Genomic DNA, 25,813 nt, shown 5'->3' with positions numbered 1-25,813 from the left:
GCGGCGGCCGGCGTAAGCAAGACCATTGTTGGTCATGGAAAGGATGAAATTGATGGAAAAAACAATGACAGCCTGGGAGACGTTTCAGGCTTTTTGCAGCGCCTGGTTTGAGCGGAGAAACGCCGAAGAGGTTTATGGCTTTTTAGGCGATGAATTCTGTTTTGTGGGCACCGGGGAAGATGAGTTTGCCCACAGCCCCCAGGAGATGAGAGATTACCTGATCCGGGACATCCAGGAGATCCCTGAGCCCTTCACGATGGAACTTACACTCTTTCAGGAGCAGGAGATCGATGCGGATATCCGCAACCTGTCCGTGGGATTGGTCCTCAAGAATACCCAGTACCGCTGGCGGCTGCGGGGATTCTTTACCCTGGTCCGGCGGCAGACATCCTGGCGGCTGCGCACCCTGTGGTTTTCCGAGCCCGGCAGCAGCCAACGGGGCGGGGAACATTATCCTCGCACCCTGGTGATGGAGCACGCCGCCAGGCAGAGGCAGGAGCTGCTCAACGATTCCCTGCCCGGCGGTATGATGGGCGGGTATATCGAGGAGGGGTTCCCCTTCTATTTTGTGAACAACCGGATGCTGGAGTACCTCGGCTATGCCGGCGAGGAGGAGTTTGTTGCAGATATCCAGGGCATGGTCTCCAACTGTATGCATCCGGACGACCGGGCCATAGTGGAAGGGGAGGTGGCCCGCCAGATGGCGGAGCGCGGGGAGTATGTGGTGGAATACCGCATGAAGCGCCGGGACGGCACCTATCTTTGGGTTCACGACCTGGGACGAGAGGTCATAGCAGAAAACGGTAAGCCGGCCATCATCTCGGTGTGCATTGACATCACGGCGCAGAAAAAGGCCCAGGCCGAGGTCGTGCATCTCTATAACAACGTGCCCGGCGCGGTATTCCGCGTCAGGTGTGACGCGGATTTTACAGTCGCGGACGCCAACGACGGATTGTATGAGCTGCTGGGCTATTCCCGTGAGGCGTTCGCCGCACAGGGCAACGGGATTGCCGCCGTGATCTATCCGGATGACCTGGAAGCGGTGCGGGACAAGCTGTTGGCAGAGGAAAATCGCGGAGAGACCATACAGGATGAGCATCGCCTTGTCTGCAGGGACGGAAGCATTAAATGGATTTCGTTTAAGACCCAAGTGATGCCGGGAGACGACGGAACACCGTATTTCTATGGGTTTCTGGTGGACATCACAGAAGAGAAGCTTGCCCAGGCGCGTGTCAGGGAGCTTTACGAAAAGGAGCTGGCATATTTTGCCCAGGCCGCTTCGTTGGATGGCAGCATCCAGGGCCGGGTTAACGTCACCCAGGACCGGGTCGAGAGCTATCAATCCACAGCCGACTGTTCCATCGCACGGACGGGAGATACCTACGAGCAGGCGGTTAGTCAACTGGCAGACTCAGCCGTAGATGCGGCATATGGGGAAAACCTGCGTAAATCACTTGAAAGAACACAGGTACTAAATGAATTTTTCGCCGGTAAGACAGACCTCCATTTTGAATTTCTGCGAAAGCGAACCGGCGGCAGCGCTTTTTGGAGCAGGACGAGTTTCAGGTATCATCAAAATCCCGAGAGCGGCGATGTGATCGCATTTTTCTACACCATCGACGTCACGGAGCAAAAAATACAGGAGCAGCTCCTGAGCAGAGTGACCGAGCTGGACTATGAGGTTCTGTCCGACATTGACATCCGGCGGAACACCTTCCATGTGGTCTCCTACCACGCCGGCATGGAGACCCTCATGCCGGCGAAAGGGTGTTTCCAGGCGGAGGCACAAGCTATCGCGGCCGCTACGATGGAGCCCGAGGCGGGGCAGGAGTACCTTGCCAAGCTGGACCCCGCTTACATGGAGCGTGAATTGGCTGAGCATAGCAGCTACAGCTTTATGGCGGAGGCCAGTGACGGGCACGGGAATACCCGGGTCAAGCGGTATCAGGTCTTTTACATCAGCCGGGAGCTGGGTCGGGTGTGCATCGCGCGCACCGACGTAACTGACATCATCCGCCAGGAGCAGCAGCAGAAGGAGGCCCTGGCCGCCGCCCTGGCTGCGGCGGAGCAGGCAAATGCGGCCAAGACGGACTTCCTCTCCCGCATGAGCCACGAGATCCGCACCCCCATGAACGCCATCATCGGCATGAGCGCCATCGCCGCCCAGTCCATCGACAATGAGGAGCGCGTGGCTGACTGTATCTCCAAAATCGGCATCTCCTCCCGCTTTCTGCTCTCCCTCATCAACGATATCCTGGACATGAGCCGGATCGAGAGCGGCAAAATGCTGCTGAAAAATGATAAGATCCCTATGGAGGACTTTCTCAACGGCCTCAACGCCATCTGCTACGGCCAGGCAGCGGCAAAAGGCGTGGAATACGAGTGCATCGTGGACCCCACCCTGGACGACTTTTACATTGGGGACGCCATGAAGCTCCAGCAGGTGCTGCTCAATATCCTGTCCAATGCCATCAAGTTCACCGGCGAGGGCGGCAAGGTCACCTTCTCTGCCGCGGCCCATAGAAAGGGCAAGGGTGGCGCTGCCCTCCGCTTTATCGTCAACGATACCGGGATCGGCATCAGCGAAGATTTTCTCCATCACATGTTCGAGCCCTTCGCCCAGGAGTCCATGGGCACCACGGCTGTGTACGGCGGGACCGGGCTGGGACTGGCCATCTCCAAGAACATCGTGGATATGATGGGCGGAAAGATCGCCGTACGGTCCATCAAGGGCATTGGGTCTGAGTTCACAGTGGATGTACAACTGGGCATTACGGAAGAGGAGCTTCTACGACACAAAAGGAAAAAGGCGCTTCCCAATTTTTCCGCTCTGAAGACTCTGGTGGTGGATGATGATGTGGCGGTATGCGAAAGCGCTGTGGATACGCTCAAGGAGATGGGAATCACCGCCGAGTGGGTGGACAGCGGCCGCAAGGCCATCGAACGGGTCCGGGCCCTGCGGGAGACCGGCCGGCATTTCGACATGATCCTCATCGACTGGAAGATGCCCGAAATTGACGGTATTGAGACTGCCAGGCGCATCCGTGCTATCGTGGGGCCAGAGGTTACAATCATTATAATAACAGCCTATGACTGGGCTTCCATCGAGCATGAGGCAACGCTGGCTGGCGTCAATATGCTGATGAGCAAGCCCATGTTCAAGTCCTCTCTGATCTCCGCCTTCTCCAAGGCGCTGGGCGAAAAAGAGGAAGTCAATACAGGGAGTAAGCCTGCGGTCTTTGATTTTACCGGACGCCGGATCCTTTTGGTAGAGGATAACGCTATCAATACCGAAGTGGCTGCAGCCCTGCTTGAGAGCAAAGGCTTTGCCGTGGACACAGCGGAAAACGGGCTGCGGGCAATCGAACTGTTCAGCAAAACCGAGGCAGGCTTTTATGACGCCATTTTGATGGACATCCGAATGCCGCAGATGGACGGCCTGACGGCGGCCAATAATATCCGCCACATGAGCAACGCCGACGCCAAAACCATCCCCATCATCGCCATGACCGCCAACGCGTTTGACGACGACATGGAAAAGAGCAAGGCGGCCGGCATGAACGCGCATTTGGCCAAACCTATTGAACCGGAGAGGCTGTATCAGATCCTCTGCGACTTTATTTTAAGCCAGGAGGAGGAATAGAAAATGGCAGATCTAAAAGAAGTCCTTCAGAAATACGGCGCTGACTATGATACCACAATGTCCCGGTTTATGGGCAGCGAACAGATGTATTTGAAAATACTAGCCATGCTGCCGCGGGTCTGGTGGAACTGCTGAAAGAGGTGGAGTAAAATGGAACTGACCAACGAATTGAGATCGATCCTCGACAGCATCCCCAGCGGTTTATGTATTTATGAGGTGCACGGGGGGCGGCTTTACCCGCAGTACCATAACCCCGCGTTTTATGAAGTGCTGGGGTATAACAACACGCATATTGCTCAGGTCAAGGAGCAGGTGACCTTTATCGGCATCCATGAGGATGACCGCGCCGCGCTTCTGGAAACCCTGAACCACCTGCTGAACGGCGGCGGGGAGATGATGCGGCATACCTGCCGGGTTTTCCACGACGGGCTGGGAGAATACCGGTGGATCCAAATAGAGGGTTCCCGGAGGGTGCGGCCTGATGGAAACGAGTTCCTGTACGTGGCATACAGTGACGTGACCGAACAGCGCCGTTTGGAGCAGTACTTTCAAAACACTCTGAAAAACCTCCCCGGCGGCGTGGTGGTGGTCCGCTATGAAGCGGACGGGAGCATCATCCCTGAGTATATATCGGAAGGGCTTGCGGCAACCACGGAGATGCCGCTGGAAGAAACCTGGAAGCTGTATCGTGAAGACGCCCTGACAGGAGTCCATCCGGAGGACCTGGAGCGCGTCCGGACGGAGCTGGAGAAGTACTTTGCCAGCGGGAAAAACCACTGGGAGATCGAATACCGTCTTTTGAAAGGCTCGGGGGACTATGTATGGGTCAAGAATACGCTATCCCTAATCGAACATGAGGGCGGAGAGCGGAAAATTTATTCCGTGTACAACGATATGACAAAGGAGCGGGAGGAGCGCGCCCGCGTCCGGCAGCAGTACAACGAGCTGCTGCTGCGCCACCACCAGAGGACCGACCCCAACGTGTTGGTGACGGGCCACTGCAATATTACCCAAGACCGCATCATTCAGATCAGCGACCAGACCGGCACAGGGCTTTTGGAGACCTTCGGCGCTGTCCGCGAGGCATTTTTTGCCGGTCTTTCCACCCTGGTCGTGGACGAGAATGAGCGGCGTATATTCCGGGACACCTACCTGCAAGAGCCTTCCCTGGCTGCTTTTCAACGTGGCGAAACCAAACAGGTAAAGAATTTTTTTGTCCAGCTTCCCAATGAGGATACTGGCCGGTATGTGCAAATTGAGATGAATATGGTGTCAACCCCGGACAGCGGCGACGTGACAGGGATCCTCACGGTGATTGATATCACCGAGCAAGTCGTTGCCGACCGCATCGTCCATCAGCTCTCTGTCACCGGTTATGACTTTGTAGCGGATTTGAATCTGAAGAGGGACACTTATCTCATACTCTCCCAGGATGAGAAAGCAAACTGTGTTCCCCCGCGCCAGGGCGTCCACTCGGCTTGGGTGACCGGAATGCTGGAATCCAGAGTCGTGCCCCGGGACCGGGAGCAGTACCGGGAGCATTTGGACACCCGGCGTATGTTGGCGCTGCTTCAGCATGGACAGCCCTATACGTTTGCGTTCTCCATGGTGGACGATGCAGGCGATGTCCGGACTAAAAATGTGACTGTATCCCCCATCGACCTGCGGCTGGGCCGGGTGTGTCTGTCCAGGACGGACATCACGGATTCCATCCGGGAGCAGCAGCGGCTGCTCCGGGTGATAGCCTATACCTGTGAGCTGGCCTGCTTCATCGACGCCGCCACGGGGGAGTTTTCTATGTATACCAGGCAGATGGTTCTGGAAAACCTGCCTCCCCACACAGCTCTGGACTATAACGCAGTGCTGGACAACTTAGCGGGGTATTTTGAGACGGCTATGAGCCGCGAGACGGTGAAACGGCAGTTTAACCTGCAGACTCTGCTCCGCAGTCTGACGCAAAAGCCAGGGGGCTATGATTTTGTGCTGCCCTACCGCTCGCAGGACGGCTTGCGGTACAAGCAGGTCAACGTATTGTGGGGCGATCAGAACCACAAGACGGTCTGTTTGGTGCGCTCCGATGTGACCGATATGCTGGCCGCTGAGCGGACGGCGAAGGCGGAGTTAGAGCGGGCCCTGGAACTGTCCCGGGAGGCCAGCCGGGCCAAGAGCGATTTCCTTTCGGCCATGAGCCACGATATCCGCACGCCCATGAACGCCATCATGGGGATGACCACGCTGGCCAGGGCAAACATCGGCGACAAAGGACGGGTCCTGGACTGTTTGCAAAAAATATCGGTCTCCTCCAATCACCTGCTCAGTCTGATCAACGATATTTTGGATATGAACCGGATCGAACGGGCCCAAATCACGCTGAACCGGGAGAAAATTTACCTGCCGGACCTGGTGAAGCAGATCGGAGCCATCATCGCGCCTCAGGCCGACCGGGCCGGTCTCCGATATGACATTCAGCTCAGCGAGATCAAGAATTCCTTTATTTACGGAGACGCCCTGCGCATCAGCCAGATTTTGATCAACATCCTGGGCAACGCGGTCAAATTTACGCCGCCGGGCGGTACGGTGCGGTTATCCGTGGAGGAACTTCCTGCACAAGGAGACATGCATTGGGCGCGGTATCGCTTCACCATCAGCGACACAGGGGTTGGAATGGCAAAAGATATCCAGGCCCATCTCTTTGAACCCTTTGTCCGCAGCAACGCCGTGTCCCGCGTGGAGGGGGCCGGCCTGGGCCTGAGCATCGTCAAAGGATTGGTGGACTTGATGGAGGGCGAAATAGAGGTGCAGAGCGCGCCGGGAATGGGCTCCACCTTCCTGATCGAGTTAATGTGTGAGATCTCGCCTGCCGACGAAGGGCGGGATACTCCCGAACCACAGCCGCCGGGCGGTATTGAGGAGGGCCTTTTTGCCGGTCGCCGCTTTTTAATCGCGGAGGACAATGCAATCAACTCGGAGATTATTTGTGAGATCCTGCAGATGTGCGGGGCGGAGACTGTGGTAAGGAGCGATGGGGCCCTGGCTGTAGAGGCGTTTTTCTCTGCGGCTCCCGGGACTTACGATGCCATCCTGATGGACATTCAGATGCCGGAGATGGACGGCTATGCGGCCGCCCGGACCATACGGTCAAACAAAAGGCCCGATGCGAAAACAATTCCCATTATCGCCATGACCGCAAACGCATTTGTGGAGGATGTTGAGGCCGCACTTGAGGCAGGGATGGATGCACATATTGCAAAGCCTCTGGATATTGGCATACTCTGTTCAACGCTGGGCAAGTTGAGGGGTAAGTAAACATCGGCTCTGAAAACAAAGCGCGGCAGGTGTTAATTTGATTTGCGGCGGCCTGTGCCCTGGGGACACTTGAGACGGAACAAGAGTTTTTTGTACTTGAGATCCAGCTATAGGCGTTTCCCGCTGACCTTAACGGTCCAAATCAAAAACTGGCTTCGGAGAATTGCGCTTCACATATCGGCTCAAGCACTTGCAGAATACCCTGCTGAATAAGCCTATCCCATATGCAGGGAATACCCAGAGGGCGTGTTTTTCCATAGGGGGTCGGTATTTCTTTTCTTCGTATATTGCTGGTAACGTAGTTTTTAAGGATATTTCTGTTTTGCCGCAGACTTCGTCGGGTCCCACCTTTTGACATCCAATGCAAAATGAGGTATAGTGAATATAAGTACAATGACTTGTGGCCAATCCACGCTTTGACCGCTTCTTTTCAGCACCGGTTCAGCAGCATATATGTTTCGACAGGAGCAAACAAATTATGAAAATGCCCAAGGAAAATATTGATACGATTATGTTTGCCCCCTGTGGAATGAATTGTAAAGTTTGTTATAAGCACTGCTGCTACAAAAAGCCGTGTGCAGGTTGCTTGAACAACGATAAAGGTAAACCGGAACATTGTCGCAAATGTAAAATCAAAGACTGTATTAGAGAAAAATCTCTGTCCTATTGCTTTGAATGCCCAGAGCATCCATGCAAGTTGATTAAAAACCTTGAGAAAAGTTATAACAAACGGTATCAATCAAGCCTGATGAAAAATAGTTGTTTTGTCCAAGCGCATGGCTTAGAGTGCTTTATGGAACAGCAGAAAGCAAAATATACTTGCCCCCAATGTGGCGGTATCGTTTCCATTCATGATAAAGAATGTAGTGAATGCCATGAAAATAGCTGCTGTGGTAATGAATAATCAGGCGATTTAACAGGACAAAAATAAAAAGAATTCAGAATCAGAAAGTGATTGGTATGAGAAGGAGAAGATGCTGAAATAAAAGCAAAAGCGTATTATGAAGCGTTCTCTATGCCTGTTTTTCCTGCGACAGCGGATTATACTTTGATAATTTAGAGGATTCCCTATAGCCTGGAACTCATACGAGAAGAGTGAACGGAAAGGAATTGACAGATGAAGAAATGATACAATATTTTTCTGATCTGGCAGGGAGGCACCAGAATCGGTTAGTAGGAAGGTACAGAAACGCTATTTATTTTATCCTGGATGAGACTACCTGTTTTTCCGGCATGGACGAGTCCCTGATGACAGAGCCATTTCTGCTGGTCAGTAGGCCTCATCATAAGCGTGCAGCCGGATTTCCGCTGAATTCCTTGTCTGTGGACCAATCGGCCATTGAGCTGAGTTTTAAGGCTTTCTTTGAAAAAGCGCTTTCCAGGCCGGAAGGTATCTGCCGGATGGATGCAGGCCGCAGAAAACCGGCTATTTAAAACACATTGAAATAATGGAGGACAATATGGAAAATTGCATGGTCTGCGAAAGAATTGGCTGAATCAGAAACGAAAAAACCCGTATTTTGTCAGAGAATTAAATACAGGATATGTGGTGATTGGAGATCACCAGCGTATAAAAGGATACACACTTTTCCTCAGAGCTTAATAAGTTGAAAGCTAAATTGAATGCAGAACTGGATAAATTACTGAGGTGAAAAGGCGTTCTCCTCAAAGAATAACCGTTGACGGCAGTCAGCGGGAACCGACAATGCGTAAAAACTCGTCCGCCATTGCTTCCGGGGTTTCTTTTGCGCCGCTTTCCAGCCAGCAAAGCATCATGTTATAAAATGCGCCGGAAAAAAAGTACAGCTCATATCTGGAAATGGAATGAACCGGCATATCTCCGAAGGCCTCGATCTCACAGTCCGTGATCACGTCCAGCAGGGTGGTGGAAACCTTGGCGCGGTGGAATGCCAGAATGAGGTCTGCATATTTTTGGTAAAATGTAAATTTATAGAGCATCACTTCTCTGCTGTGAAAATCTTCTTCAGAAAAAGTTTTTCCTCCATGATAACATCTGGCCATCTCCTGAATTCCATATTCAATGATCTCTTCTACGGATTTGAAGTTACGGTAAAAGGACGCCCGGGCAACGCCGGACTTTTCAATCAGTTCAGTCGCTGTCAGAGTGGACCAGTCTTTCTTTCCGGCAAATTCAATCAGCGCATGCAGCAAACGGTCTTTTACGGTCTGCTTTACTATCTTCTGTTTGTCCATGATACATTTCTCCTGTTTTTGTCCCGGGCCTGCAGTTGACAATGAAATTTTGTATGATACAATATGTATCATAAAATAAATTTTATGTCAAGGGGAGGGTACCATGGTTTTATATTTCAGCGGAACCGGAAACAGCCAGTGGGCGGCGCTGCGGCTGGCAGAGCTCATTGCAGATGATGAAGTGGTTTCTATGAACCAATATCTGAAAAACGGAAAGAAAATAGATGTTCAGTCCCAGGGACCATTGGTATTTGTGGCGCCCACCTATTGCTGGAGGCTGCCCAGAAGCGTAGAACACTGGATTTTGGAAAGCAGCTTTCCGGCGGGCCGGGATACCTATTTTGTACTGACCTGCGGAGGCAGCTGCGGAAATGCGGCGGCGTATGCAGAAAAATTATGTGAGAAAAAGGGCCTGCGGTTTTGCGGTTTGGCTCCGGTAATGATGCCGGAGAACTATCTGGCTTTATATCCCACGCCCAGCGAGCCAGAGTCCCGGGTCATGATGGAAAACGCGGGAAGATGTGTTGCATTGCTGGCGAAACAGATAAAAGCCGGGGAAAAACTGGATGCAGCAGCAGTATCCTTTGGTGATAGAATAAAAAGCGGCCCGGTCAACCCATTATTCTATAAGTTTATTGTACGCGATAAAGGATTTACAGTTTCAGAAAGCTGTGTTTCCTGCGGAAAATGTGCGATGAGATGTCCAATGAACAACATTGATCTGAAAGAGGGCAAACCGGTATGGAAGGGGAACTGCACCCATTGCATGGCGTGTATCGGCGGGTGCCCCACAGGCGCGATTGACTATAAATCCAATACAAAAGAACGCAGGCGTTATTATATTATGGACGATTCTCTGAATCAGAACGGAGGAGGCGGGAGGGGATGAAAAAAGAACATACCATTCAGATTGATCCTGAAAAATGTATTGGCTGCGGACTTTGCAGGAAGGACTGCCCCACAGGAAATATTGTACTGGAAAACAAAAAGGCAAAGATTGTGACACAGGACTGTATAATGTGCGGGCATTGTGTGGCGGTCTGTCCCAGGGCCGCGGTATCTATAACCGGGTTTGACATGCAGCCGGAAGAGATTGATAAGCCTGTACGGCTGGATTATCAGGAGCTGCTGGGCGCGATCAGAACCAGAAGAAGTATCCGGCAGTTTAAAAACCGTCCGGTAGTTCCGGAAATTATCAGCCGGATTATTGAGGCGGGGCGCCTGACGCCCACGGGCGGGAATGCCCAGGATGTTTCTTATATTGTATTATCAGAAAACATAGAACGTTTTGAAAAACCGGCTGTCCGATTATTCAGGCGGCTGCAGCCAGTTATGAAGCTGTTCAATCCGGCGGCCAGGCGAGTAGCTGTTGATGATCATTTTTTCTTTAAGAAAGCTCCTGCTGCAATTGTGATAGTCGCCCGGAATCAGGTTAACGGCGCACTGGCTGCAGCGAATATGGAGCTGATGGCGGAAGCCTGCGGCCTGGGCGTGCTGTACAGCGGATTTTTCTCCATGGCGGTAAACCATTCACGGCGGCTTCGCAGGATGCTGGGGCTTAGGAGAGGAGAGAAAGCGGTAACCACTTTGGTATTGGGGTATTCCGGTGTGACCTATTATCGGACGGTGCAAAAGGAAAGGGCTTCTGTGAGAAGAATGTAGGAGCACAGGGAAAAATTGCGAGGAGATCATGAAATGAAGATTGATGACCATATTGTGAAAGCGTATCTGGAAGGGAGGAAGTTGACTGGCTGCGGAGAGGAATGGTACTTTACCCGTTCAGAGATAGCGGAAGCCGCAGGTAAGAATATCTTTACTGAACCGGAGAACAGCGCCGTTATGAAGGAGAAAGTAAAACAGGTGTATGATGAAATATGCACTTCAGTGAAAAACTTTACGCCCGGGAATGTGGAAATCTGGGACGCTCTGTTTCATGATTGGAGGGCGGCGCTGGAAGAGTCTGCTCTGGATTTAATCGTCGGCCTTCCCGAACCCTACGACGCTACAGCGTTGTGCGATACGTCTGGAAATCAGCACATGATTTTTGACCTGGTTTGCTGGACAAAATATTTAGAAAATTATGACCTTTCACAGCTGGTTCAGAACCTGTTAACCCATGAACTGTGCCATGTGCTGCTTTATCAGCAGGCAGAACAGCTGGAAAATGCTCTGGCGAGCGGGGATTATTTGACAAAACTGGACGCCGTGACTTTTGACGAAGGTTTTGCGCATCTGGTCTCATACAAGGGTAAAAATATTTCTGAGATTTCTTGGAAAGATGACAAATTGGCTGAGGTTTGGAGAAAAAACAGCCAAAGAATGAAAGAGGCCCTGGCAGAAAGAGAGCCTGTAGAACAGAATAGAAAACTGGACGAGGCTGTCTGTGGGAAGTACAATGAAAAATTTGCCTGCATGTGCGGCATGCTTTATCTGGCGGATTTGCGGCAGAGTGGCGGAATACAGGCGCTTCAGGAGGTATATGCCGCAGGGTTCAGAGGGTTTGCGCAGAAAGCTGTGTATCAGGATAAAAACGTTTTTCATTGATTGACCCAATAGAAATGATTTTATATAATAGAGATGGAAAGGCGGTGAATGCATATGCAGTTTGTTCGAGGTAATTACTCGGTGCAGTTTTAAATCTGATAACAGGTTGCATCGAGGTTATGAATATTTATGTTATCAGTAACTGCACCGAATCGTAAGAAATCAAAAATACGAAAAGGAGTAGTTAATTAATGAATAGAGATGAATTATTGAATAAGTGGCTGGAGGAAGAAAAAGCAGCGCATATATATGGATGGGATTTTTCTCACATAAGGGGGAGATATGAAGAAGAAAACGATCTGCCCTGGGATTACGGCCAGGTGGTGAAAGAATTTCTGACGCCTGACATGAAATTGCTGGATATTGATACAGGCGGCGCAGAGTTTTTGCTCTCCCTGGGCCATCCCCATCAGAATTTAAGCGCCACTGAAGCCTATCCGCCGAACGTGGAACTGTGCGGGAACAAACTGATCCCGCTGGGGGTGGATTTCAGGCAGGCGGACGGCGGCGGTTTACTGCCTTTTCGCAGCCAGTCTTTTAACATGGTGATCAACCGCCATGGAGATTTTAATGCAAATGAAATCCGGAGGGTGCTGAAGCCTGGCGGCTTTTTTATCACAGAACAGGTGGGCGCGGAAAATGACCGGGAACTGGTTGAATTGCTGCTGCAGGAGACGCTGCCTCTTCCCTTTCCGGAACAGTTTTTAAAAATTGTGCAGGAGAAGTTTGAATCAGCCGGATTTGTTACTTTACGGGCGGAGGAGGTGTACCGCCCGATCAAGTTCTGGGATGTAGGCGCACTTGTCTGGTTTGCTCGTATTATCCAATGGGAATTTCCGGGATTTTCTGTAATAGATTGCCTGCCTGGCTTGTACCGGGCCCAGGAAGTGCTGGAACGGCGCGGGGTAATTGATGGAAGGATTCACAGGTTTCTGCTGGTTGTGAGGAAGGTATAAACATATTGACTTTTTTACAAATGAGGTGGGAAAAAATGTAACAAGCACTAGCAGCAGTTTCTCGGCAGTGGGATCAAATGCGACAATAGAGCAGACAATCCTGATTTTTGAACGCTGCATTAGAAAAGGGATGTGATAAGCTGTTGATGAAGCAGAACTGTCACGGCCAGCCAGATTATAATCTATAACTATATAAGATATAAGCGGTCTCTGGGCAATGATTGTCATGGCTCCGGAAGACCGCTTTATTCGTATTTCACTTTACATAAAATAAAACAGGAGCTATAATGTGAGCATATATTCTGCCTGTGCTGTATTGGAGGAACAGGCAATTATTACTTTGGAAGAATCCTGAGGCTGATCTTAGGACATACTGCATTTCAGAGACAGAGTAAACATGGGAAGGAGGCGGCTTATATGGAGACGGTGTATCTGACATTATTTTTCATATCACTATTCTGGCTGGGAATATTCTGGGCAGTAAAAAAGAAAACCAATACAGGGCTGGGGGCAGGATTCCTGTTTTGTTTATTCCTGGGCACATTTGGGACGCTGCTGTTGCTGCTGGGGCTGAAGGATTCCAGCGAGTGGGCTTATGTGCTCCTGGCAGGTATTGCCCTGCTTGCTGCAGTGCTCCTTTTGTTCGGGATTTATATTCTCATCGCTTTTCTCATAGGAAACAGTATCATAATGCTGAAGAGAGAAAAGTTCAGGCTTTCCCATATATTGACGCTGCTGTTTGCAGTTGGGATCGTTGGATTTATAGCTGCGGCCGCTTATATTGGGAGGCTGCGTCTTTCGCCTGTGGCTGCAGCCCTGTGGTCAGGCGTACTGGGCGTTGTCGTGTTTTTCGCGTTCCATGTTTTTTTATTTATGGAAACGTTGCTGCTGCACAATATATTCCGTCCGCGGAAAAGAGCGGATTATATTATTGTGCTGGGAGGAGGGCTGAAGAACGGGAAAGTTACGCCCCTGCTGGCGGCCAGGGTGGATGCTGCCCTGAAATTTGCCTGGAAGCAGAGCAAAACAGGGCGGAAACCTCCGCTGCTGATTATGTCCGGAGGCCAAGGGGAAGACGAACCTCTTTCAGAAGCGGAGGCCATGAAAGAATATGCTATGGAACAGGGCTATGATGAGAGCCGGATTCTGCTGGAGGACCAGTCCGGGAATACTGCAGAAAATATGAAGTTTTCCAGAGAGATTATGGAAGAACACAGCGAAGGAAAACCTTACAGGTGCGTCTATGCGACCAGCAGCTATCATCTGCTGCGGGCCGGGATTTACGCCAGGCGGGCCGGGATGCTCATGGGCGGAATAGGCGGGAAAACTGCATTTTATTATTTGCCTAATGCTGTCCTGCGGGAGTATATCGCATATTTGGTCATGCACAAAAAGAACTGTATTGCCGCGGCAGGGGGAGTCTTTTTGCTGTGCATGATTGTATCAATAATTTTATACGTGATTTCTATGTGATAAGGAGGGATTCTGATGCCCTGGGGACCGGAGTTCCCTGGCACATTTCCTCACGGCATGCCGGGGACTGCCTTTTCCAAAACTGAAAAAACTCCTGGAAAAATCAGAAAAACACTTGACCCTCACGCTGCGTCATGGCCTACACTAAAGCCATCAGGAACAGGAGGTTCCCAGGATGAGAACGGTAAAAGAAGTATCAGAAATCACAGGTATCAGCGTGCGCACGCTTCATTATTACGATGAGATCGGGCTGTTCAGGCCTGCGGCAGTGAGTGAGGCGGGATACCGGCTTTATGACGGTAAGGCCCTGGAAACATTGCAGCAGATATTATTTTTCCGGGAATTTGATATGCCGCTGAAGGAAATCAAAGCCATCATGGAAAATCCTGATCTTGACAGAAACCAGATTCTGCTGAGTCAGAAGAGGATGCTGGAACAAAAGAAAGAGCGCCTTGAAAGGCTGATTTCCAGCATGGAGGATATTCTGAAAGGAGAGAACAGGATGGATTTTAAAGTATTTGACAAAGAGGATATTGAGGGGCTGTATCAGGCAATGGTCTCCAACATGACAGAAGAAACAAAGCGGGCTATTGCAGAAGAATACGGAGATATGGAAAAATTTCATCAGCACTATACGGATCGCGCATTGGGAGAACAGGCACAGAAAAATTTCAGCAAAATGATAGAATGGTATGGGGATAAGGAAAGCGCTCTGGATTCTGCGGCAAACCCGCCGGGCGCGGAGCTGCTTGAAACTTACCAGAAGCGCCTGGATGCAGTGATGAAGAAGCTGGCACGGAAGAGGGGCAGGGATGCGGATTCCTTTGAAGTAAAGGAAATCATTGGCGAATATGGCTTTGTATTTGGACAGCTGTATCAGCTGCAGGATGAAAAAACGCTGCTGTTGGAAGTGGCGGCTTCCTACAGGGATGAGGAGAAGATGAGAGCAGCATTGGATGAACAATATGGGCCGGGAACTGCTGAATTCTTTGCAGAAGCTGTGGAATCCTTTTATGGAAAACTTGGAGATTAAGTTTATAAAAAATTTATTATTGTGCAAAAAACCCTTGATTTTTTAAAGCTAAAGTGGTAAAACGTTAATAGCACAAATGGAAATGCTGAGAACGGGATACGCTGCACAGGCAGTCTCATTTCAGAGAGCCGCCGGAAGGTGAAAGGCGGTATGGACACCTATGTAACATCACCTGGGAGCATCCTGCTGAACGTGTAGTAACAAGTAGGCCAGGACGGGTTCTCCCCGTTAAAAGAGATGCTGTTTGAAGACAGCGAAGAGCGGCTGCGGATGTGCAGCAAGCAGAGTGGTACCACGGAAGCGTATTTCGTCTCTGCAGTTGAAAAACTGCAGGGACGTTTTTTTCATAGGAAACTATGTTTCCTATGAAAAACCCTCCGGGGGGATGCGCACTACGCGCTAAGGGAATATGGCCGCTAAAGCGACCGCGCTTCGGCGCGGGAGTCCGGGGAGCCGGACTCTTAATTGTTCATGGAAACTATGTTTCCTGTGAAAACCCCCTCCGGGGGGATGCACTGCTCATTTTCAGATATTCCGGCTGTGACTAAAAGGGAGGAGAGAATGTAGGATGAATGGAATTATGATGATGGCGATCGCCATCGTGGTGTTGGGAGGCGCTTATCTTATATATGGGCGCTACCTGGCTAAAAAATGGGGAATCGACCCGAAGGCCAAAACGCCGGCCTATGAACTGGAGGATGGAGTGGACTATGTGCCTGCAGATACGAATGTGGTGTTTGGCCATCAATTCGCGTCAATTGCGGGAGCCGGCCCGATTAACGGCCCGATCCAGGCGGCGATTTTCGGCTGGCTGCCTGTGCTGCTGTGGCTGCTGATCGGAGGCGTGTTTTTCGGCGCTGTGCAGGATTTTGCTTCCATGTACGCTTCCGTGAAAAATAAAGGCCGCACAATCGGTTATATTATTGAGGAATATATTGGAAAACTGGGAAAAAAGCTGTTTCTGCTTTTCTGCTGGCTGTTCTGTATCCTGGTAGTCGCAGCGTTTGCTGATGTAGTTGCAGGAACGTTCAATGGTTTTGTAACTGACGCTTCCGGCGCAGTGGCCTCTTCTGCCACCAACGGTGCGGTAGCCATGACTTCCCTGATTTTCATCGTGGAAGCTGTCGCGCTGGGCTGCATACTGAAATACGGAAAGCTGCCCAAATGGATCAATACAGGAATCGCTGTTCTGATGCTTGTGGGCGCAGTGGCGCTGGGCATGAATTTCCCTGTGCTTTTGAGCAGAAATGTGTGGCATATTATTATTTTTATTTACATACTGATTGCCTGTGTAGTTCCGGTGTGGGCGCTGCTTCAGCCAAGAGATTACCTGAACAGCTATCTGCTGATTTTCATGATTGTGGGCGCGGTAGTGGGCGTATTTGTGGCAAACCCCCAGTGCAATCTGGAAGCGTTTACCAGCTTCAACGTGGATGGGCAGTATCTGTTTCCGATTTTATTTGTAACCATTGCCTGCGGCGCCGTTTCCGGATTCCATTCCCTGGTTTCTTCCGGTACTGCCTCTAAGCAGATTAAAAATGAGAAAAATATGCTTCCGGTATCTTTCGGAGCTATGCTGATGGAAACAATGCTGGGTGTAATTGCTCTGATTGCGGTGGCGTCATTTGCAAAAGGGGAAGCAGCGGCCCAGGGGCTGACAACGCAGCCGCAGATTTTTGCGGGAGCCATCGCCAACTTCCTTTCTGCGGCGGGCCTGCCTCATGAGATGGTCTATACGCTGATTAACCTGGCGGTTTCCGCTTTTGCGCTGACTTCTCTGGATTCTGTAGCCAGAGTCGGCAGGCTTTCTTTCCAGGAATTTTTCCTGGATGATGATGTGGATGAAAAGAATATGACCATGTTCCAGAAAGTGGTGACCAATAAATATTTTGCCACAGTGATTACCCTGGTACTGGCATATCTGCTGGCGAAAGTGGGATATGCGGAAATCTGGCCGCTGTTTGGTTCAGCCAACCAGCTTCTGTCTGTGCTGGCGCTGGTTGCCTGTGCGGTATTCCTGAAGAAAACAAAGCGTCAGGGCGCAATGCTGTGGATTCCCATGGTCTTTATGATGGCCGTAACCTTTACTGCCCTGGGAATGACGATATACAAGCTGAGCAACGCGCTTATGAGCACTGGCCTGAGCCTTGGCAATACGCTGCAGCTGATCTTCGCGGTTCTTCTGCTCATTCTGGGCGTGATCGTTGCGCTGCAGGGAATCAAGAAGCTGACCGAAAAGTCAGGAAAACAGCAGGCAGGGGAGCCTGCAAACTGACAGATAGCAGCCGGGATGCCTGACTCTTTATTTTAAATCGCAAGCTGGAAAAGGAAAGAGAGCAGCATGATGACAAAACTCAGAGCAAAAGGGCAGATGTCGGAATCCATGGCGCTGGCAGTATTCCTTACACTGGCCGGCGGTTTTCAGGACGCTTATTCTTATAACTGCAGGGGAAAAGTATTTGCAAATGCCCAGACAGGCAATATTGTGCTGCTGGGTCAGAATCTGGCCCAGGGGAATTTGGGCGCAGCCCTGCGCTATCTGGTGCCGCTGGCCGCTTTTCTCCTGGGCGTATATGTGACAGAATGGGTCCGCCATCTGTGCAGGAATAACGAAAAAATCCACTGGAGACAGATTGTGCTTCTGGCAGAGTGCATTTTGATGGTAATTGTAGGCTTTCTCCCCCAAGCGTTCAACATGGAAGCAAATGCAATGATGTCTTTCGCCTGCGCTATGCAGGTGAACAGTTTCCGGAAATTCAGGGGAATTCCCTGCGCTACCACCATGTGTATCGGCAATATGCGCAGCGCCATGGAACTGCTCTGCAGATATCATATCACCAGGGACAGGCAGCTGATGAAGAAAAGCATGCATTATTTTCTGGTGATCTTTATCTTTGCCGTTGGCGCGGCAGGGGGAGCATTGGCCGGCATCTGGCTCAGGGAACCAGCGATCTGGGCGGCGGCGGGGCTTCTCACTGTAGGGGTTGTGCTGATGTTTATAAGAGAAGGGACAGAAGACTTCTGATGTTTTTTGAACAGCAGTATATTTGGAAGGCCGGGGGAACAGAGGGTAATTATTCTCTGTTCCCCTGTTGATTTGAATGCTCTGGCATATCAGATGGCGAGGAAACAAACCCATCTTCGCTATCGGCAGGTTTTCTCCGAATCTCGCCGGACAATTCCTCGGTCAGCCTCTCAAGAAGTTCCCGGGCTTCCTCGGCGCGTTTCAGAATCTCCTCCGGCGCCGGAATCTCTATATCATGGATCAGCACATTGCGAAGTTTGCGCAGAGAGGCGATCTGGCTGATGCAGTCCTGCTTCAGAATCCCCATTCTTTTAAGCGTATTAATGTTGAAAGCGCCCCGCGTTTTTGGGGAATTGCGGTATGTAAGCCGGTTAAGCAGAGCTTCCAGGGGAACCCAGCTTGCAAAAAAGCTGCTGACAGCGCGGGCGGCAGTCTTTTCGGCCTTTACGCCGCCGCTGCGCAGCTCTTGATAAGTTTTATACCGTTTTTCACTGCCGGTAATGATCTGATCGATAATCTGCTGGGATATATTCCGGCGGTCTTTTTCAAATTTCACGGATTTCAGTACCGGTTCAATCTCCTTTACGCTGTTCATCTGCAGCCGGCTGATCAGCTTGAAGAGCAGCTCAATATTACCCATGCGCAGTTCCACGTCTTCCCGGCGGAAATTGCTGCTGAGGTAATTGTACAGATAAGAAGCCAGATCATACTGGCTGCTGAAAGTGGCGTTTTTGTTGATAACCCGTTTGTTGCCTGCCAGCTGGAGCTGTTCCAGGGCAATTTCGCCCGTCAGTACCAGGCCGTTCAGTTCATCGATGATGGCCAGCTCCTCGTCGGAAAGATTTCCCTGCATTGGTTTATAGACCAGATCATGCTCCACCTCAGACCAGGCGTGCATCAGAAGGGAGGCAACCTGGATTTCAATCCGGACTCCCGCAAATTTCTGCTGAGTCCTGTTCAGAGAATCTTCTTTGAGATGGGCCCGGTAATGGGTCGCCCAGTAGCCGGAAAACCGCTTGTTATAAGTGGGCGTTTTGGACTGTTCAGGAAACCGCCGGATTTCCTGGACCTGAAACAGATCCTGTACCAGGTCGCCGGCCTTTCCGCGGTCCCCCGGGAAATACAGCGATATTCTTACGCCGCAGAGATCTGCGATATCTTCGTAGATTTCTTTCATATTTTTGTAGGGAATGATGCGCTCCGCGTTGCGGCGCAGGACTTTGACCTTGAGCCTGACCGGGTTTTTAGCCCGGGAGGTCACCATGGCGCGGATACCTGCTGCCTGAAGGGCAGACTCCACCTGACTGGCAGCCAGACGTCCGGCTGTTTCGTAAAAGGATATTTTCTTTTTGTAATTTTCCATGAACTGACTGATTAAATCCATCCCGCACGCCTCCTGTCATTGATCGTTCTATTATATCATTTTTTGCCTGTTAATGGAAGTCATTTCAGCGGCGTGGAATGTTTTTCCTGATATTTCGTCTTTCTGACGTATATTAAGATAAAGGCGGAAATTCATTGAACTCATTAATGTGGGCCAGCTTTCCCAGGGAGACTGGTCTTTTAATTTTATCTGCCTGGAAGACAGATTCCCTGGTGAGTCCGGCGGTACTGATACGGAAATGATCATAAGTTCTGAAGTAATATTTAATTTCATAAGTATTGATAAATGCTGTGTATTGAGTAAAATCACAGGTTCCTCTGTCAGTTACCACAATCCCCTTTGGGATTGAAACGCTTTCCATAATGTGAAAACATGTGTTGACTGCTTCCCTGCAATCGGCAGGAGCCGGGACATGCGCTTTCTGAAACGCGGTTCTGACAAAACGTGCGGGAGGCGTGTAGCCTCCGGGAAGACAATAAGTGCCGGCACCCTGGCCGAAAGGAGCGAGGGCAAAACTTCCCCAGAGAGATTGAGAGGGCTGTTCCGGGGAAGCGTCCATATAATTCCGGAGATTTTCCACATGCCAGGGATAGTCCGGGCTGTTGGACAGGACGCCCAGCGGGTTATCAAAGAGGTGCATGCCGCTTTTCGTCTGCTCCACCACCAGACACTTGCCCGTTTGATCTGCGAGAATCCAGTGGAGCGGAGCCACTGACCTTGTGACAGAATCCTCGATTCCAATGATACGGACCGTTGGAAGAAGCCTGCGGGCCTCTTCGACAGAAGAGCATGAGCCCAACAGAAAGCGGACTAAATCAATAGAACCAACAGAAATACTGCCCGCCCCCTTGGAGGAATAATGGGCATAACCGGGGAAATATAGGGCGGCTGCGGTAAACCCGGCTTCATTAACCCCGTCTGCAAAAGCGATCTGGGAAATATCCTGCCCGATACCAATAAAGGAATAACGGTCCCGGATTCTGGAAGTTTTGAGGACGCTGTCCCACTCGCAGCCTGCGGCGGAGACAAAAAGCTGAGGTTCGAGAAGATAGGAAAAATCCATTGTCCGTCCAAAGAAGGTTTCACCCTGAGCTGTTTTTAACATCATGGCAGTGCACATTATTCGCCTCATTTCCGCCTGCGGCAGGCAGTATTTTACTTATCTCTATTACCCAAAGAAACAATTTATGCATCCGTCCGGAAACTGAAAGAAACTATAGTTCCACGCCCTTTTCTGCTGCTGATTCTCACAGCTGCCTCCGGGCCGTAAGTCAGAACCAGCCGCAGATTCGTATTGTAGATTCCGATGTGAGAGTTATCTGACAGATCCTGGCGCCGCAGGTCCCGGCGAAGGACTTTCAGCCGGTCCGCTGAAATCCCTGTTCCATTGTCTATGACGTACACATGAATCTTCCCTTCCCTGCGGTAAATCTTTATTTTAACCAGCCCTTTACGGGGAAGCTCTTTGATCCCGTGGTGCAGGCTGTTTTCCAGCAATGGCTGCAGCACCAGGTGAATGATGGGAGCTCCCAGCACGTCTTCGTCATAATCCCAGTAAAGTATAAACGGATTTTTGTAGCGCAGCTTCTGTATTTCCGCATAGGTTTTACAGATTTCAATTTCATCCCGGACGCAGACCAGCCGGGAGGTGTTGGCCAGGGAATATTTCAGGATATCGGAAAGGTTGTGCACCAGCAGGCTGGCATTTTGTCCCTCCGGCTGTGCTTTCAGGATTTCCAGATCCAGGGTCTGCAGAGTATTGAAGATAAAATGAGGGTTCAGCTGCAGCTGCAGCGCGGCCAGCTGGGCGTCTTTTTGCCGCACCTCTGACGCTGCCAGATTCAGCTTCAGCAGATTATTGGAGACAAACGTAGAAACAATATTGTTGAAAATCAAATCATATTCATTGCGGGCCACCGGATGAACGCTGGCCGGAAGCTCGCGTCCCTGTTCCGCCAGAGAGAACAGCTCCAGCAGATTGTTCAGCTGGCGGAAATTGCTGAGCGTTCCGGTCCAGCTGAGACTGATGCTCAGGAGGATGCTGAACAGGATGATCACAGTGAAAGCCAGAACCATGGTGTGCACAGACCGGAACACCTCGGATGTGGGGAGCAAGGAAATCATTACCAGCCCATAATCTGGTATTTCAGAAGTATAATAGACATAGCCTATTCCGGCGATAGAAGCGGATTCATAAGGGGATTCACTCTTTCCTGCCGGCTGCAGGAGCTGTTTGGGGACGGACTTTTCCTCCAGCTGGTTTTCCCAGCCGGGGCTGCCGAAGAGAACGTTACCCTGAGGATCTGCAACCAGAGTGCAGGATCCCTGATAAATCTGGCTGGAATCCAGCATGTGAGCCAGCCTGCCTGCGTTGAGATTGAGAACCATCACGCCGCTCAGATAGTCAAAGCGGCGAAAAACAGAAACAGTTGCGGTTTCTGCTTCGAAGGAATAATTTCGTACATTTCTTAATGCAAGCCATTGCTTCATCTCTGAAGGGGCGCTGAGGTAGAGGTCCAGCCATTGGCTGTCCGTGCTGTTGGGCGCATCAATAGAGGTATAGCTTTTGGAGCTGCTGAAATAATTTCCATAGGGATTATCGTAGTAAATATAAACAGAATCTACATAGGCGCTGATATTGGAAGTGGTGCTGATAATCGTGGGGATCAGAGAACGGTAGACATTATTTCTGTAATCCAGGGACTGCTCGTTCAGAAGCCTGTAGATGGACAGGGCCATAGTGGGCGTAGTGGAAAACAGCGCCGTTTCTTCGGCAAAGGTATTCAGCACATCGGTGACATTGTAAAGTATATAATTCTTGGACCGTTCCGCATAGACGGAGAGCTCTTTCTGCAGGCGGCCGCGGTAGTACATGGTCAGCAGGCAGCCCAGTATCAGGACCGGCAGAGTGATGATGATCAGATGGTGTACCAGCTGACGGAAGAAATATTTCTGCTGCATATGATTGTGTTTGATCATGGAAGTTTTCCGCCCCCTTCACGGTATTCCCTGGGAGATAGGTGGTAGTAATTCCGGAACGCCCGGGAAAAGTTCTTAGGATTGTCATAGCCGATGGCATCTGATATCTCGTAGATTTTATGACGCGCATCAGTCAGCATGGAACAGGCCCGTTCCATACGCTTCTGCAGCAGGTAGTCAGAGAAAGACTGGCCGGTCTGCCCGCGGAACAGGCGGGACAGATAGCTGCTGCTTAAATGGGTCAGAAATGCGGCTTCCTCCAGGGTGGCTGTCCGCAGATGGTCCATCACATAGGCTTTCACAGCGCGGATAATCTGGTCATAATACTGGTTGGAGCGCTCCGTTTCTGAAGCAGGGGCGCATATCCTGTCCAGCTCCTCCTTCAGCTTCAGGAAAGTGAGCATCAGCATATGATGGCGCAGCGGCTTGACCAGAAAATCCCTGACATGGTAGCGCAGGGCGGTCTGGGCGTAAGTAAAATCCTGATAGCCGGAAATCAGAAATACCTGAATATCCGGGAAATTTTCAAAAAGCCTTCGGGTCAGCTCCAGCCCGTCCATCACCGGCATCCTCACATCAGTGAGGACTGCCGTGGTGTCAGGATGCTCTTTTATGTAATTCCAGGCTGCCTGCCCGTTGGAAAAATCCCGGATCACAGTGAATCCCGTTTCTTCCCAGGGAAACAAATGAACCAGCCCACTTCGGATATTATCATCATCTTCTGCAATAATCAAGGAATACATGCGCTCACCTGTCCTTTTAATGAAACGATATGTCATATAAAGATACCTTTTGCCCAATGTTAGCATATGATGATAAGTTTTGTCAATGGAAAGAACTGTGCGGAAAATGATGAAAATGCTAGAATTTAGTCAACAGAATACAAATGCCGCAAAAGGAGGTATACGATGAGAAAAAGGGGATTAGCTGTATTGATGGCAGCAGTGCTGGGAACGACTTTGGCAGCCTGCGGGAACACACCGGACAGCAAAACGACAAAAGCGCCGGAAAATACTGTGAAGACCACGGAAGAACGGACGACAGAAGACGGAAATGATAAGACTTCAGAAGCCGGCGGTCAGGAAGGGGAATTATCCCTCAGGTTTTCCTGGTGGGGCGGAGACGCGAGGCACGAAGCCACATTAAAAGCAATCGAAGTTTACGAAAAAGCAAACCCTGGCATCAAGATCGAACCGGAATATTCCAGTTTTTCCGGATATTATGAAAAACTGGTGACGCAGCTGGCTTCCGGCAACGCGCCCGATATTTTCCAGGTGGATCAGGGCTGGGTGGCGGAACTGTACGCCAGGGGAGACGCATTTGCGGACTTTTCTGACTACAAGGACAGCATTGACCTTGCGCAGATTCCGGAATCTATGATGACAGATTACTGCACTATAGACGGGCAGGTAATGGTCTTGCCCTTCGGGTACAACGGAACGGTTTTCCTTTATAATAAAACCCTGCTTGCAGATTGGTGCGACGCAGAGGGCAATCTGGAAGTAAAGACCTGGGACGATTTCCTGGAGATCGGAAAAGCCCTGCATGAAAAAGATCCGGAGAGCTATATGACCACTGCAGTGACAGACGGTTATCTCCGCTATATTCTGAAACCCATGCTGGAACAGATTACCGGCAAAATCGATGTGCAGGATGATTTCACGCTGGGATTTGGGCCGGAAGAGCTGGCGAAAGCTTATGACAGCTTTATGAAGATCTTTACTGAACAGGTGTCCCAGCCTTATGAAGAAGCAGTGCTGTATGATTCCATGCAGAATAATCCGCTGTGGCTGAACGGCAAGATCGGAGGGATATTCCTGTTTTTCTCCAACATCGACACAGAGATCGCGGGTCTCGATTATGATTACGGCGTGACCGCGATGCCCATGTTCCAGGACGCAAAGGTATCCGGCCAGGAGTGCTGCCCGTCCCTGATGGTAGCCATCAACAAAAATATTGACGGCGCCCATAAGAAGGCAGCCGCAGAGTTTTTAGACTGGTTCATCAACAGCGAAGAAGCGTCTTTGATCCTGGGTACAGTCCGGGGAGTTCCCGGCAGCGCCAGCGCGCTGGAAGCCCTGGAAAAGAACGGAATGCTCAGCGATCTGATGAGCCAGGGCATCAAGATTTCCAATGATACGCTGTCTCTGAAAAATGGAGCGTATGAATTAAATGCATCTGTAAAGGCCGTATTTGTGGAATACATGGAGAAGGTGATTTATGGCGTATCCTCCCCGGAGGACGCGGCCCAGGGCATGACAGAGGATCTGGAATCTGTTCTGGCTGAGCTGGGAAAGAAATAAAGCTGTGACGCTGCCGCAGGCCGGTCCATCTGCCTGCGGCAGAATTGGCAGAGGGGAAAGAGGGAGACATATGTATAAAAAAGACAAATACCTGGGGTATTGTTTTATCGCGCCCTGGCTTCTGGGGTTCCTGGTTCTGACGCTGTATCCGTTTGTAGTCTCGTTTGTCTATTCATTTACAGATTACGATATGTTTAAAATGCAGTTTGCAGGCCTGCAGAATTACATAGATATATTTACAAAAGACAAGATCTTCATGGGATCTCTTGGAAAAACCCTGCTCTATACTGCTGTTTCTGTGCCTTTAAAATTGCTGGTGGCGCTGCTGGTGGCCATGATGCTGAACAAACTGAAGCGCGGGCGGGCAGTGTACTATACGATTTTTTACCTGCCTTCTATTCTGGGTTCCAGCGTGGCGCTGGCAGTTTTGTGGAAATATGTGTTTAAAAAGGACGGGCTTCTGAATCTGCTGCTGGGAGCGGTGGGGATCAGCGGAGCGAACTGGCTGGGAGACCCCAACCTGGTGCTGTATGTGATGATGCTGCTGCCGCTGTGGCAGATGGGAGCGCCCATGGTGCTGTTTCTGGCAGCTCTGAAAAATGTGCCTGTGGATCTCACGGAAGCAGCGCGCATCGACGGGGCCAGGCCCTTTCAGGTTTTTAAAAGCATCACCCTGCCCATGATCTCCCCCATTATCTTTTTCAATGCGATCATGCAGACCATTGAAATTATTCAGATCTTTACGCCGGCTTATCTGATCACCAAAGGCGGACCGGTGAAGCAGACCTACCTCTATTCGCTGTACCTCTATGATACGGCGTTCCGGGATCTGAGGATCGGCTACGCCAGCGCGCTTTCCTGGATTCTGTTTGCGGTCATCATTACCTTTACACTGGTATTTTTCGCATTGTCTAAAAAATGGGTCTATTACGGGGACGAAAAATAACCGCCCC

The 25,813-nt window shown here is 50.6% G+C and carries 20 protein-coding genes, 2 pseudogenes and 1 other annotated feature; of the genes and pseudogenes, 16 read left to right on the top strand and 6 right to left on the bottom strand.

Translation table 11 applies throughout. The features are described from left to right. Positions 1-34: 34 nt before the first annotated feature. The 3 genes from EV209_RS04625 to EV209_RS04615 are packed head-to-tail and all read left to right on the top strand — an operon-like array spanning position 35 to position 6,949. On the top strand, positions 35-3,643 hold the full coding sequence (locus EV209_RS04625) for a response regulator (RefSeq protein ID WP_330520817.1): 3,609 nt from the start codon (positions 35-37) through the stop codon (positions 3,641-3,643). A 3-nt stretch (positions 3,644-3,646) separates the two neighbouring features. Continuing rightward, entirely contained in the window at positions 3,647-3,778 is a 132-nt protein-coding gene (locus tag EV209_RS16780) for a hypothetical protein (protein ID WP_279387331.1), read from the top strand. A 15-nt stretch (positions 3,779-3,793) separates the two neighbouring features. Beyond that, a complete protein-coding gene (locus EV209_RS04615) occupies positions 3,794-6,949 on the top strand; it encodes a PAS domain-containing hybrid sensor histidine kinase/response regulator (RefSeq protein ID WP_130433494.1) in 3,156 nt (1,051 codons plus the stop codon). A 145-nt stretch (positions 6,950-7,094) separates the two neighbouring features. Here the strand turns inward: EV209_RS04615 and EV209_RS17110 are convergent. Next, positions 7,095-7,235, bottom strand: a pseudogene (locus tag EV209_RS17110) (reverse transcriptase domain-containing protein); the annotation flags it as partial. Positions 7,236-7,427: 192 nt separating this feature from the next. Here EV209_RS17110 and EV209_RS04605 point away from each other — a divergent pair. The 3 genes and pseudogenes from EV209_RS04605 to EV209_RS17060 form a co-directional block, all read left to right on the top strand. After that, the gene (locus tag EV209_RS04605; protein WP_130433490.1) at positions 7,428-7,853 is read left to right on the top strand and encodes a DUF3795 domain-containing protein; all 426 of its coding nucleotides are present in this window, start codon (positions 7,428-7,430) and stop codon (positions 7,851-7,853) included. 191 nt (positions 7,854-8,044) lie between these two features. Continuing rightward, positions 8,045-8,383, top strand: a complete 339-nt coding sequence (locus tag EV209_RS04600; RefSeq protein WP_130433488.1) for a hypothetical protein — start codon at positions 8,045-8,047, stop codon at positions 8,381-8,383. Between the two features lie 26 nt (positions 8,384-8,409). After that, positions 8,410-8,543 (top strand): annotated as a pseudogene (locus tag EV209_RS17060) (HIT family protein); the annotation flags it as partial. A gap of 95 nt (positions 8,544-8,638) precedes the next feature. On the opposite strand, the gene EV209_RS04590 reads toward EV209_RS17060, so the two are convergent. Then, entirely contained in the window at positions 8,639-9,163 is a 525-nt protein-coding gene (locus EV209_RS04590) for a TetR/AcrR family transcriptional regulator (protein WP_130433486.1), read from the bottom strand. 103 nt (positions 9,164-9,266) lie between these two features. On the opposite strand from EV209_RS04590, the gene EV209_RS04585 reads away from it, so the two are divergent. From EV209_RS04585 to EV209_RS04550, 8 genes are all read left to right on the top strand, one after another. After that, positions 9,267-10,052: an EFR1 family ferrodoxin gene (locus EV209_RS04585; RefSeq protein WP_130433484.1), complete on the top strand. Its 786-nt coding sequence runs from the start codon at positions 9,267-9,269 to the stop codon at positions 10,050-10,052. After that, positions 10,049-10,825 (top strand): nitroreductase family protein, encoded by a 777-nt coding sequence (locus tag EV209_RS04580; RefSeq protein ID WP_130433482.1) that lies wholly within the window; start codon positions 10,049-10,051, stop codon positions 10,823-10,825. Before EV209_RS04585 ends, EV209_RS04580 begins: the two co-directional genes overlap by 4 nt. A gap of 33 nt (positions 10,826-10,858) precedes the next feature. After that, positions 10,859-11,707, top strand: coding sequence for a DUF5700 domain-containing putative Zn-dependent protease (locus EV209_RS04575; protein ID WP_130433480.1), 849 nt, complete (start codon positions 10,859-10,861; stop codon positions 11,705-11,707). 191 nt (positions 11,708-11,898) lie between these two features. Then, positions 11,899-12,663: a class I SAM-dependent methyltransferase gene (locus EV209_RS04570; protein ID WP_130433478.1), complete on the top strand. Its 765-nt coding sequence runs from the start codon at positions 11,899-11,901 to the stop codon at positions 12,661-12,663. Positions 12,664-13,080: 417 nt separating this feature from the next. Continuing rightward, positions 13,081-14,136 (top strand): YdcF family protein, encoded by a 1,056-nt coding sequence (locus EV209_RS04565; RefSeq protein WP_130433476.1) that lies wholly within the window; start codon positions 13,081-13,083, stop codon positions 14,134-14,136. A gap of 175 nt (positions 14,137-14,311) precedes the next feature. Next, the gene (locus tag EV209_RS04560; RefSeq protein ID WP_130433474.1) at positions 14,312-15,169 is read left to right on the top strand and encodes a MerR family transcriptional regulator; all 858 of its coding nucleotides are present in this window, start codon (positions 14,312-14,314) and stop codon (positions 15,167-15,169) included. A 78-nt stretch (positions 15,170-15,247) separates the two neighbouring features. Beyond that, positions 15,248-15,487: a binding site (T-box leader), on the top strand. A 250-nt stretch (positions 15,488-15,737) separates the two neighbouring features. Then, positions 15,738-17,444, top strand: coding sequence for a carbon starvation CstA family protein (locus tag EV209_RS04555; protein WP_130433472.1), 1,707 nt, complete (start codon positions 15,738-15,740; stop codon positions 17,442-17,444). Between the two features lie 66 nt (positions 17,445-17,510). Further along, the gene (locus EV209_RS04550) at positions 17,511-18,194 is read left to right on the top strand and encodes a YoaK family protein (RefSeq protein ID WP_243647488.1); all 684 of its coding nucleotides are present in this window, start codon (positions 17,511-17,513) and stop codon (positions 18,192-18,194) included. Positions 18,195-18,243: 49 nt separating this feature from the next. Here the strand turns inward: EV209_RS04550 and EV209_RS04545 are convergent, their stop codons facing one another. The 4 genes from EV209_RS04545 to EV209_RS04530 all read right to left on the bottom strand — a co-directional run bounded on the left by EV209_RS04545 (position 18,244) and on the right by EV209_RS04530 (position 23,300). Next, a complete protein-coding gene (locus EV209_RS04545) occupies positions 18,244-19,578 on the bottom strand; it encodes a RelA/SpoT domain-containing protein (RefSeq protein ID WP_130433470.1) in 1,335 nt (444 codons plus the stop codon). A 112-nt stretch (positions 19,579-19,690) separates the two neighbouring features. Then, positions 19,691-20,686 carry a choloylglycine hydrolase family protein gene (locus EV209_RS04540; protein ID WP_243647487.1) on the bottom strand — a complete coding sequence of 332 codons (996 nt, stop codon included), beginning with the start codon at positions 20,684-20,686 and terminating at the stop codon, positions 19,691-19,693. 77 nt (positions 20,687-20,763) lie between these two features. After that, positions 20,764-22,539, bottom strand: coding sequence for a cache domain-containing sensor histidine kinase (locus tag EV209_RS04535; protein ID WP_165388810.1), 1,776 nt, complete (start codon positions 22,537-22,539; stop codon positions 20,764-20,766). Positions 22,540-22,553: 14 nt separating this feature from the next. Further along, complete coding sequence (locus EV209_RS04530) at positions 22,554-23,300, bottom strand: response regulator transcription factor (RefSeq protein ID WP_165388809.1); 747 nt, start codon at positions 23,298-23,300, stop codon at positions 22,554-22,556. A gap of 165 nt (positions 23,301-23,465) precedes the next feature. Between EV209_RS04530 and EV209_RS04525 the strand changes: the two genes are divergently transcribed. Both EV209_RS04525 and EV209_RS04520 read left to right on the top strand, forming a co-directional pair. After that, positions 23,466-24,860, top strand: coding sequence for an ABC transporter substrate-binding protein (locus tag EV209_RS04525; protein WP_130433464.1), 1,395 nt, complete (start codon positions 23,466-23,468; stop codon positions 24,858-24,860). A gap of 70 nt (positions 24,861-24,930) precedes the next feature. Further along, entirely contained in the window at positions 24,931-25,806 is an 876-nt protein-coding gene (locus tag EV209_RS04520) for a carbohydrate ABC transporter permease (protein ID WP_130433462.1), read from the top strand. Positions 25,807-25,813 lie beyond the last annotated feature (7 nt).

The organism is Cuneatibacter caecimuris, from assembly GCF_004216775.1.
GTDB lineage: Bacteria > Bacillota > Clostridia > Lachnospirales > Lachnospiraceae > Cuneatibacter > Cuneatibacter caecimuris.
This window is presented reverse-complemented; position numbering and strand designations above follow the sequence as displayed.